3 protein-coding genes and 1 tRNA gene are annotated in these 3045 nt (G+C 55.0%); 1 reads left to right on the top strand and 3 read right to left on the bottom strand.

Annotated features, from left to right (window positions below; genetic code table 11):
* Positions 1–13: 13 nt before the first annotated feature.
* Positions 14–175, top strand: coding sequence for a hypothetical protein (locus ABYV26_RS23800; RefSeq protein WP_372683839.1), 162 nt, complete (start codon positions 14–16; stop codon positions 173–175).
* A gap of 98 nt (positions 176–273) precedes the next feature.
* Here the strand turns inward: ABYV26_RS23800 and ABYV26_RS23795 are convergent, their stop codons facing one another.
* From ABYV26_RS23795 to ABYV26_RS23785, 3 genes are all read right to left on the bottom strand, one after another.
* Complete coding sequence (locus ABYV26_RS23795; RefSeq protein WP_372683838.1) at positions 274–1086, bottom strand: hypothetical protein; 813 nt, start codon at positions 1084–1086, stop codon at positions 274–276.
* 84 nt (positions 1087–1170) lie between these two features.
* Positions 1171–1246, bottom strand: a tRNA-Arg gene (locus ABYV26_RS23790).
* Positions 1247–1259: 13 nt separating this feature from the next.
* Positions 1260–3045, bottom strand: a 1786-nt coding sequence (locus tag ABYV26_RS23785; protein ID WP_372683837.1) for a LysM peptidoglycan-binding domain-containing protein, incomplete at its 5' end; no start/stop codon positions are given.

The following is a 3045-nucleotide window of genomic DNA, read 5'->3' as shown; positions in this document are numbered from 1 at the left end:
GACCAACGCCACCTTGCCCTATGCGGTGCAGATCGCCAACAAGGGCTGGAAAAAGGCCATGCAGGAGAACGAGGAGATCCGGCTGGGGGCCAACGTGATCGACGGCAAGGTCACCTACCAGGCCGTCGCCGAGGCATTCGGTATGGATTTTACGCCCATCGGTCAGATGCTTTAAGACAAGTCCATCCGTTCTGTTGAATGAAGCGGGCCGTTATGCCATGGGGTCCATGCGGCATACCGGCCCTCGTTTTCGCACGCGGTTGCGGGAATCGGCTATTGGCTTGTCCGAATCATGTCGAGTGCAAAGAGAAGGCCTTCGATCGTTGCTTCGGCACGCTCCATGCTGTCTACCGATGAAAACCCGGAATCGAGTTCATGAAATAATTCTTCGAATCGGGAGGTTGGGATGGAAGTTGCTTCTCGCTTCACCGGCGGACGCGGATAAAGCCCGTCTTCAAAAAAATAATTGCATACGCCCGGCGCGCCCCGGCGCCGGAAGGGCCAGTGCAGTTTAAGGGTGGTCAGGGTGGTCAGCAGCGTGGCGGCAGGGGCAGGCTCGGAGAAGTCGGTGATTTCGATTTCCCGGCCCATCCGATCCTCCAATATCGTAAATATAGCTGCCAGCAGCCGCCGCTCGGTGACGACCAGGCCATGAAGGTGCCAGTGGTCCATGCTCTGGCGAACGGCGGTCAGCCATCGGGCCGGCAGGTGCCGGACGCTGGGGCAGAAGTAAGTTCGGCAGGCCATGCCGCCGTAGTGGCTTAATCCCCGCCAGTCCACCCCGCCGTTGCCCGTGGCCAGCGGGTGCAGGAGGCACCCTACCCGACAGCCGTCGTTCTCGATCATTCCCAAAAAAGGGCAGTGGTGAAAATCCGGAAACGGCCTTTCCTGAGGTTCGGCGCCCTCGACGCTTGCCTTGAACGCATCGATACCGGCCACCGTGCGCGGCACTGAGGCAAACCACCGTGTGCGACGCACCAGCATGGCTTCCAGGTTTTCACGGGAAGGATCGGCGACATTGTACAGCCCGCAGCAGGCCCCGCAGGAGACATCGGGGCTTACCTGGCACAGGTAAACGGTATTCAAAGCGGAATCTGAGGTCGGCGTTTCCATACATAGCCAAAATAGCCGTAAAAAAAGGTCCGGCGAAAATCGCCAAACCTTTAGCGCTGGTGCCCCCGGCAGGATTCGAACCTGCGGCGCACGGATTAGGAATCCGATGCTCTATCCCCTGAGCTACGGGGGCAACAATTAGATGGTCACTCGATCCTTACCGACTGGCCTGGATAGATGGTGCTCCTGGGGGTCAGGTCGTTGATTTTCAAGAATTGATTCAGTGACATGTTATATTTCCGGGCAATGATATAGGGGCTGTCACCCCGTTGCACGTAATAATTTCCCGAGCCTTTGGCCGGTTGGGTGGAGGCACTTTCCTGTGAGGGGACCTTCAACACCTGGTTGATCCTCAGCCGGGTAGTCGAGAGGCGATTCATCTCCTGAATTTGTTGGGTTGTCGTACCATATCGCTTGGCGATAATCCACAGGGAGTCGCCGCTTTTCACCACGTGTTTTTGATTCCACGCGTCGTTTGATGGCGCGACTGCAAGCGCACGGGTCACAATCATGCCGCGCTGGGGTATTTTCAGTTTTTTACCCGCGACGATATAGCTGGATCGCTTTAAGTTGTTGGCCCACATGATGTTTTTTACACTGGTATGATACCGTCGGGCAATCGTCGACAGGGTTTCCCCTTTCCTGACCCGGTGGTAGACATACGCGGGGCGGGGGGGAGACGATACCGGCACCTGGTCTATCGACGCGAGAAGCAGGTCTTGTTTCCCCAACGGCACCCTCAGCGAATAGGTGGTGGGGGGTAATACACTATAGCGAAGTTCGGGATTGAGTTCCTTCAGCGAGTCGAATGTGGTCCCCAGGGGGGAGGCCAGATCTTTCAGGTGGATCTGGCGGTTAACATCCACCCTTTCGAAAGCGAGAGCCGGATAGACGTCAATATCCGACATCCCATATTTTTCCAGGTTTTCGATGACGTGCAGCGCCGCTAAAAAGCGGGGCACATAACGGGCCGTCTCGAAGGGCAACCGGCCATAAAGATCCCAGAAATCATCCAGATAATTGATGTTCTGGGTCCGGATGACTCGCAGGACCCGTCCCTCTCCGCAGTTGTAGGCTGCCAGTACGGTCGACCAGTCCCCGAATATGCTGTGGAGTTCCTTGAGGTAGGCGATGGCCGCATCGCTGGCTTTTTCAAAATCGATGCGCTCATCGATATACTGGTCCCTTTTCAGGCCGAACTTGTAGCCGGTTGAAGGGATGAATTGCCACAATCCCAGTGCGCGGGCACTGGACAGCGCCTTGACCTTGAATCCGCTCTCGATCAACGGCAGCCCAGACAGTTCGGCGGGGAGGCCGGCGGCCTCCAACTTTTTAAGGATCATGGGCCGGTATCTGCCGGAACGCCTGTAGGAATCGATAAAGAAGTTTTTTTCCGGCCCTCGGGTGAACAGGTTGATCTCTTTTTGAATGTTCGTGTTGATTTCGCGGGGGATGGCATTATGGTTGCCGTTGACCACAATATTTCGGGAGGCATAGATTTCGAGTATCCGTTTGGAAATGAGAAACCGCAGGTCTTCCTTTTGCTGAACCATCTTGGCCGGATCGTCCGGTTCAACGGTCAGGATCAACGAATAGGCTTTGTCCAGTGCTTCCAGAGCGCTTTCCAGTTCCCCGTTTTGCCAGAATTCCTGGGCGGCTTCGCAGGTTGACAGGACAAACAGGAAGATGATGAACTCCTCCTCATGATCGGTAAAGGCAAACATGCGTTTCAGGGCTGCCACGTTCTTTTCGAAATCAGACTTTCCTCTGTAACCGTTACGGGCAGCTTTCTTCTGCAGAAGGTAGAGAACGAGCAGTTGAAGCTTCTTCAGGTTGGCTTTTTCCAATTTTTTGATTTTTCCGAAAACAAGATCCACGAAATCGTCAAAATCATGCCGGTCATCTGAAAGATTCTTTTTGAATCTGTTTTTT

It is taken from the genome of Desulfosarcina sp., assembly GCF_041551955.1.
Lineage (GTDB): Bacteria > Desulfobacterota > Desulfobacteria > Desulfobacterales > Desulfosarcinaceae > Desulfosarcina.
Note: the sequence above shows the minus strand (reverse complement) of the source record. Positions and strands in the feature narration are given on the sequence as shown.